9 protein-coding genes are annotated in these 6,067 nt (G+C 66.2%); 4 read left to right on the top strand and 5 right to left on the bottom strand.

Features of this window, described 5'->3' with window-relative positions; translation table 11 throughout:
- Positions 1-436: chloride channel protein (locus EN780_RS25680; protein ID WP_189556728.1), on the top strand; the 436-nt coding region annotated here is incomplete at its 5' end.
- A 263-nt stretch (positions 437-699) separates the two neighbouring features.
- Here the strand turns inward: EN780_RS25680 and EN780_RS25675 are convergent.
- The 3 genes from EN780_RS25675 to EN780_RS25665 form a co-directional block, all read right to left on the bottom strand.
- Positions 700-1,203 carry an invasion associated locus B family protein gene (locus EN780_RS25675; protein WP_126057419.1) on the bottom strand — a complete coding sequence of 168 codons (504 nt, stop codon included), beginning with the start codon at positions 1,201-1,203 and terminating at the stop codon, positions 700-702.
- Between the two features lie 250 nt (positions 1,204-1,453).
- Positions 1,454-1,816, bottom strand: coding sequence for a YkvA family protein (locus EN780_RS25670; RefSeq protein WP_128275685.1), 363 nt, complete (start codon positions 1,814-1,816; stop codon positions 1,454-1,456).
- 85 nt (positions 1,817-1,901) lie between these two features.
- The gene (locus tag EN780_RS25665; RefSeq protein ID WP_127391714.1) at positions 1,902-2,198 is read right to left on the bottom strand and encodes a 4a-hydroxytetrahydrobiopterin dehydratase; all 297 of its coding nucleotides are present in this window, start codon (positions 2,196-2,198) and stop codon (positions 1,902-1,904) included.
- A gap of 107 nt (positions 2,199-2,305) precedes the next feature.
- On the opposite strand from EN780_RS25665, the gene EN780_RS25660 reads away from it, so the two are divergent.
- Positions 2,306-2,824, top strand: coding sequence for a low molecular weight protein-tyrosine-phosphatase (locus tag EN780_RS25660; RefSeq protein WP_127391721.1), 519 nt, complete (start codon positions 2,306-2,308; stop codon positions 2,822-2,824).
- Here EN780_RS25660 and thpR read toward each other — a convergent pair.
- Complete coding sequence (thpR, locus tag EN780_RS25655; protein ID WP_128275684.1) at positions 2,728-3,324, bottom strand: RNA 2',3'-cyclic phosphodiesterase; 597 nt, start codon at positions 3,322-3,324, stop codon at positions 2,728-2,730. The genes EN780_RS25660 and thpR overlap by 97 nt on opposite strands.
- A 118-nt stretch (positions 3,325-3,442) precedes the next feature.
- Entirely contained in the window at positions 3,443-4,087 is a 645-nt protein-coding gene (locus tag EN780_RS25650; protein ID WP_127391712.1) for an arylesterase, read from the bottom strand.
- A gap of 130 nt (positions 4,088-4,217) precedes the next feature.
- Here EN780_RS25650 and EN780_RS25645 point away from each other — a divergent pair, with 130 nt between their 5' ends.
- Both EN780_RS25645 and EN780_RS25640 read left to right on the top strand, forming a co-directional pair.
- Entirely contained in the window at positions 4,218-4,916 is a 699-nt protein-coding gene (locus EN780_RS25645; protein ID WP_127391711.1) for an ABC transporter ATP-binding protein, read from the top strand.
- Positions 4,916-6,067 (top strand): FtsX-like permease family protein (locus EN780_RS25640; protein WP_128275683.1); only part of this gene is annotated, 1,152 nt, incomplete at its 3' end. The genes EN780_RS25645 and EN780_RS25640, both read left to right, overlap by 1 nt.

The following is a 6,067-nucleotide window of genomic DNA, read 5'->3' as shown; positions in this document are numbered from 1 at the left end:
CGGCTATGCGCAGGCGCGCGGCGCGATCGAAGGCACGCCGCTGCCGGCCCTCTTCTTCGTGGAAAAATTCGCCGCCGGCCTCTTGTCGATGGTATCGGGCATTCCGGGCGGTCTCTTCGCACCGTCGCTGGCGGTGGGCGCGGGGCTGGGCAGCACGCTCGGCCTGGTCTTCGGCACGGCCACCGGCACGGCGGCGCTGCTCGGCATGGCCGGTTATTTCGCCGGCGTCGTGCAGGCGCCGATGACGGCCTTCGTCATCATCCTCGAGATGACCGGCAACCACGACAATGTCATCGCGCTGATGTGCGCAGCGATGCTGGGCTACGGCACGGCGAGGCTGATCTCCAACGAGCCGCTCTATCATGCGCTGTCGCGCGTCTTCATCGCCGAGGCGATCCGGCGGCGCAGAACGGAGACGATGCCCGCGCCGGGCTGAGCTATCGTTCTTCCGCTTTCACTTGCGGGAGGCGGACCTCGCTGTTGCGCCAGAGCGTCAGGTCTCCCTGGCTTTCAATGTCGCCGCGCGCGTCGAGAGCTTCCAGTCGCCCGGCGATGATCCTCCCAGGAAACCTGGACGCCCGCCTTGCGAAGCGCCTCTTCGGTTTTCGCGAGGACCATGGCCGTCTTCCGTCAACGGTCCATCACCATTTGCATGATGGCGCGGTCGATGTCGCTGTCCGCCGTCAAGGGGGCCTCAGCCTACTTGCACTTGGCGATCGAGGCCAGCGCGGCCGAAATGCCCTTCAGCGAGAACACATAGGAGGTGGGGTTGCCGCGACCGGACTTGGCCTGCACCTTCATGTCGGTGCCGGTCTTCATGGCGGCGATCAGCACCGGCTCTTCCGCCGCGTTCTCGACCCAGGCCGACTTGCCGCGCGTGAACATCGAGAAGGTCTTCTTGTCGATGGTGACGGTGGCCTTGGAGCCTTCCTGGAAATTGTAGCCGGCGATGAATTGCGGCTCGTAGGACACCTGCTGGCCCGGCCGCTGGCTGACGAAGAAGAACATGTCGCCATGGTCGAGCGTCGCCGGCTGCTTGTCGGTCGGCACGGTGAGCACGTAGCAGACCTTGCCGCCGGATGCCTGGTAGCTGTAGGTCCCCCAGGCATTGTGCTGGCCGATCTTGGTCGCCGACTGCGCCAGCGCGGGCGCCGCCAGGGCCACCAGGACCAGGCTGGAAACTGTAGCAATCAATCCACGCATCGCTTTTCCCGTATTCCAAATGGTGCGGCGGCAGGCCGTTGCGGCGTCCTGCCCGTCGCTTCATTTTGATTTAATCAGGGTTACCAAACGGTGAATTTTCCTCAAGAAAAGGACCCTCACCCCAGGAAACCGCCGCCATTCCCGCGCCGTCGCCACAAAGGCGGCAGGCGGGACGTCCCTGTGCCGACTTGGAGGATACGAAAGCGGCAAGAGTTTGACTTTTCAAACAAGCGCTTGCGCCGGTTCGGGCTCAGTCCTTGTCGGCGATCGCGTCCCTGGCAGCCTGCCTGTGCGCGGGCGTGATGTGGGCGCTGACGGCGGTGATCGCGGCGGTCAGCACGGCGAGGTCGTCGGTGAAGCCGAGGCCGAGGATGACATCGGGGATGAAATCGATCGGCAGCACGAAATAGCCGAGCGCGGCGAGCAGGATGCCCTTGGCGCGCATTGGCGTGTCCTTGTCCATGGCGCAGTAATAGGCAGCGACCACCTCTTCCATGAACGGGATCTGCCGGGCGGCCTTCTTGGCTGTGCGCCAGAATTTTTCGCGCACCTCACCTTCGCCGGCGAGCTTGTCGCCGAAGCCGAAGAAATCAAAACCGGGTTGCCGCGCCATCTTCTTCTCCTTGGCGCCGCGCGCTTGGTTCGGTGCACGGCCGCCGGGGGAAAATGTGGTGAAAGCGCCGCCCCATCACAAGAGTTCAGCCGCCAAAATAGCGGTTCATCTTCTTGGCCAACTCGATGTCGAGTGCGGTGACGCCGCCGGCATCATGCGTGTTCAGCGTGACGTCCACGGTCTTGTAGACGTTCGACCAGTCGGGGTGATGGTCCATCTTTTCAGCCGCGAGCGCGACGCGGGTCATGAAGGCGAAGGCCTCGGAAAAGTTCTTGAAACCGAAGCTGCGCCTGATCGAGGCGCCGTCCTCGGCCAGCGACCAGCCGCCCAGTTCCGCCAAAGCGGCAAGGACGGCATCCTTGCCCAGTTTTTCTCTCGTCATGTCTTTGTCCCGTGCTATTTCGGCTTTTGACCCTCACCATAATGCATGTCGTCCGCAAGTGCGTCGCAGTTTTGGGACATGACATGCACAAAAACGGCGCCGGATCGATGAGCGCAAAGCCGATAAATTCCATCCTGTTCGTCTGCCTCGGCAATATCTGCCGCTCGCCTCTCGCCGAAGGCGTGTTGCGCGCCGTGCTGGCCGAGCGCGGGCTGGGCCGAACCATCATGCTCGATTCGGCCGCGACCAGCGGCTGGGAGGTCGGCTCCGCTCCCGATCCGCGTTCGATCTCGATCGCGGCGCATCATGGCATCGACATTTCCGGGCAAAGGGCGCGCAGGGTGGTGCCGGAGGATTTTTCCCGCTTCGACCTGATCCTCGGCATGGACCGGGCGAACGTCCGCGACCTCAAGGCGATCGCGCCCGCCGCCATGCGCGAGCGCATCCACCTGTTCCTGGAGTTTGCCGACGGCGCCGCGGGCGAGGTGCCGGACCCCTATTATGACGGGCCGGACGCGTTCGCCGAGGTCTATCGCATGATCCGCGAGGCGTCGGAGGCGCTGGCGAAGCGGCTGGCAGTGCGCGCGTCGGCGCCCGACAGCGGCCAGGCTTCCTCGACGATATAGGGGCCGCCGCCGACCGAATCGCGCGACGACATCAAAACGAAACGGCCGACGCGGAAGGGCAGCGCCGAGAAATTGCCGCGCGCCGAAAGATACTGCGCTACGTCGAGCGGACTTGAATTGCGCAGCCGCGCCAGCGTCACATGCGGCATGAACTTGCGCGGATCGGCCGGCAGCCCGAGCCGCTGGCAGATGCGGTCGATCTCGCCTTGCAGGGCGGTCAGGTCCGGCGAGACGGCGACGCCGGCCCATACGGCGTGCGGCTTCTTTTGGCCGAAGGCGCCGACACCGGAGAGCGTCAGCGAGAAGGACGGGCGGTGGACGCGGTCCAGCGCGTTGGCGATCTCGTCGGCGACATGGCCCTCGACATCGCCGATGAAGCGCAGCGTCAGATGGTAGTTTTCGACGTCGATCCAGCGGGCTCCGGGCAGGCCGCCCCGGAGCAGGGACAGCGAAAGAGCGGCGTCACGCGGAATTTCGAGGGCGGTGAAAAGACGCGGCATGGCAAGCCTCCTGTCCTCGAATCGAAACTCACGCCCCTAGCGAATCATCGATATCCAAGCGGGGCAAGCGGTTTATTGACCTCGCGGTTTCCCCAACGGCAACCGTGACTTTCCTGCCTCACGACGCGCCGCCACCCGCAGCAATCGACTTCTCCACCGTCGGTAGTATGCCTTCGACCATCCTGTCGACGCCCCTGGCGTTGGGGTGCAGCCCATCGCCAAGCTGCAGGCCGGGCACGCCGGCGACGCCGTCGAGGAAGAACGGATAGAGCGGAACGCCGTATTTCGCGGCGAGCTTCGGATAGATGGCGTCGAAGGCGTTCTGGTAGTCGGCGCCGAGATTGGGCGCGGCGCGCATGCCGGCCAGCAGCACGCCGATCTTGCGCGCTTTGAGCCTTGCCAGCATCTCGTCGAGGTTCTTCTCGGGGACGGCCGGCGCCACACCGCGCAGCATGTCGTTGGCGCCGAGCTCGAGGATCACCAGTTGGGTGCCGTCGGGCACCGACCAGTCGAGCCGCGCCAGGCCGCCGCTCGAGGTGTCGCCGGAGACGCCGGCATTGGCGACGCTGACATCGAGACCCTTGGCGCGAAGCGCTGCCTGCAGCCTATCGGTGAAACCCTCACCGGGCCCGAGGCTGAAACCCGCCATCAGGCTGTCGCCGAAACCGACGATCCTGAACGTCTCGGCGCTCGCCGATGAAACGGCGCTGCCGATCGCGGCGAAAAGAACGAGGGCTGCGGCCAGAGTGTGTTTGAAAGCCATGCGGCAGGCCCCATATGAGCGGAAATGGTCTTCAGGCGAAGGCGGGTTCCTGGTTGAGCATCGGATTTCCCGCTCTCCACTTTGGCTCCGATGCTCTAGCCCTTCTCTACCCATATAGGACGCTTTCATTGTGACAGAAGCCGTCATCGTGCTGAAAGACGTATCGCTGACGCTGGGGGAAGGCGCGTCCTCCGTTCATGTGCTGAAGGGCGTCAGCCTCGATGTCGCGGCCGGCGAGGCGACCGGCATCGTCGGCCCTTCGGGTTCCGGCAAGTCGACGCTGCTGATGGTCCTCGCCGGACTGGAAAGGGTCGATTCCGGAACGGTCCGCATCGCCGGCGAGCTACTCAACGGTAAAAGCGAGGATCAGATCGCTTCGTTTCGGGGGCGAAACATCGGCATCGTGTTCCAGTCCTTCCACCTCATCCCCAATATGACGGCGCTGGAAAATGTTGCGGTGCCGCTCGAGCTCGCCGGCCATGCCGACCCGTTCGGCGTCGCGGCGCGCGAGCTGGCGGCGGTGGGGCTCAGCGATCGGGTCACCCATTATCCCGGCGAGCTCTCGGGCGGCGAGCAGCAGCGCGTGGCGATCGCCCGGGCGCTGGCGCCCTCGCCGCGCATCCTGATTGCCGACGAGCCGACCGGCAATCTCGACCAGGCGACGGGACGGCAGATCGCCGACCTCCTGTTCGCCAAGGCGGCCGAGCGCGACATGACGCTGGTGCTGGTCACGCATGACCAATCACTCGCCGCGCGCTGCTCGCGCCAGGTGTCGATGCGCTCGGGCCGGATCGAGGACGCGCCGAAGCCGGTGAAGGTTTCGGCCTGATGGCGCTGTCGCGGACGTTGAAGCTCGCGGTCCGCTTCTCGCTGCGCGAGATGCGCGGCGGACTGTCCGGCTTCCTGATCTTCCTCGCCTGCATCGCGCTCGGCGTCGCCGCCATCGGCGGCGTCAATTCGGTGGCGCAGGCGATCAGCGCCGGCGTCGCCAACCAGGGCCAGACGCTGCTTGGCGGGGACCTGCGCTTCCAGCTCAACCAGCGCGACGCGACATCGGCCGAACGCGATTTCCTCGGCGGGCTGGGCGCGATCTCGCACAGCGCCAGCATGCGCTCGATGGCGCGATTGGAGGACGGCTCGGACCAGGCGCTGGTCGAAGCCAAGGCGGTGGATGACGCCTATCCGCTCTTCGGCGCGCTAGCGACCGAGCCGGCGCTGCCGCGCGCGTCGCTGTTCGGCGAGCGGTCCGGCGTCTTCGGCGCCGCGGCGCCCGAGCTTTTGTTCGACCGGCTGAACCTCATGCTCGGCGACCGGGTGAAACTCGGCGGCGCCACGTTCGAGCTGCGCGCGCGGCTGGTGAACGAGCCGGACGCGGTCTCCGACGGCTTCGGCTTCGCGCCGCGGCTGCTGGTCTCGTCCGAAGGGCTCGCCGCGTCCGGCCTGATCCAGCCAGGCAGCCTGGTCGAGAACGCCTACAAGGTCCGGCTGCCCGCCGGCGCCGGCGAGGCCGATCTCAAGGCGATCCAGGATCGCGCGGCCAAGGCGTTTCCGGAGGCCGGCTGGTCGATCCGCACGCGCAGCAACGCTGCACCGGCGCTCTCCTCCAACATCGAGCGCTTCTCGCAATTCCTGACGCTGGTCGGGCTTACTGCGCTGGTGGTCGGCGGCGTCGGCGTGGCCAACGCGGTGCGCGCCTATCTCGACGGCAAGCGCGGCGTCATCGCCACCTTCAAGAGCCTCGGCGCCTCCGGCGGTTTTGTCTTCACCGTCTATCTGGTGCAGATCCTGCTGATTGCCGGCGTCGGCATCGTCGCCGGCCTGATCCTCGGCGCGGCGCTCGCTGCGAACGGCATCGCCGCGCTGCAGTCGGTCATCCCGGTGCCGGCGGAAGGCGGTTTCTATCCAGGCGCGCTCGCCATGGCGGCGCTGTTCGGCCTGCTGGTGACGCTGGCCTTCGCGCTGCTGCCGCTGGGGCGCGCC

Source organism: Mesorhizobium sp. M4B.F.Ca.ET.089.01.1.1, assembly GCF_004022605.1.
Taxonomy (GTDB): Bacteria; Pseudomonadota; Alphaproteobacteria; order Rhizobiales; family Rhizobiaceae; genus Mesorhizobium; species Mesorhizobium abyssinicae.
The sequence above is the reverse complement of the archived record's forward strand: the minus strand, read 5'-3'. Positions and strand labels throughout refer to the sequence as shown.

Coding starts and splice junctions, on each gene's coding strand:
- EN780_RS25675 (WP_126057419.1), bottom strand. CDS start 1,203: ATGCGTGGATTGATTGCTACAGTTTCCAGCCTGGTCCTGGTGGCCCTG.
- EN780_RS25670 (WP_128275685.1), bottom strand. CDS start 1,816: ATGGCGCGGCAACCCGGTTTTGATTTCTTCGGCTTCGGCGACAAGCTC.
- EN780_RS25665 (WP_127391714.1), bottom strand. CDS start 2,198: ATGACGAGAGAAAAACTGGGCAAGGATGCCGTCCTTGCCGCTTTGGCG.
- EN780_RS25660 (WP_127391721.1), top strand. CDS start 2,306: ATGAGCGCAAAGCCGATAAATTCCATCCTGTTCGTCTGCCTCGGCAAT.
- thpR (WP_128275684.1), bottom strand. CDS start 3,324: ATGCCGCGTCTTTTCACCGCCCTCGAAATTCCGCGTGACGCCGCTCTT.
- EN780_RS25650 (WP_127391712.1), bottom strand. CDS start 4,087: ATGGCTTTCAAACACACTCTGGCCGCAGCCCTCGTTCTTTTCGCCGCG.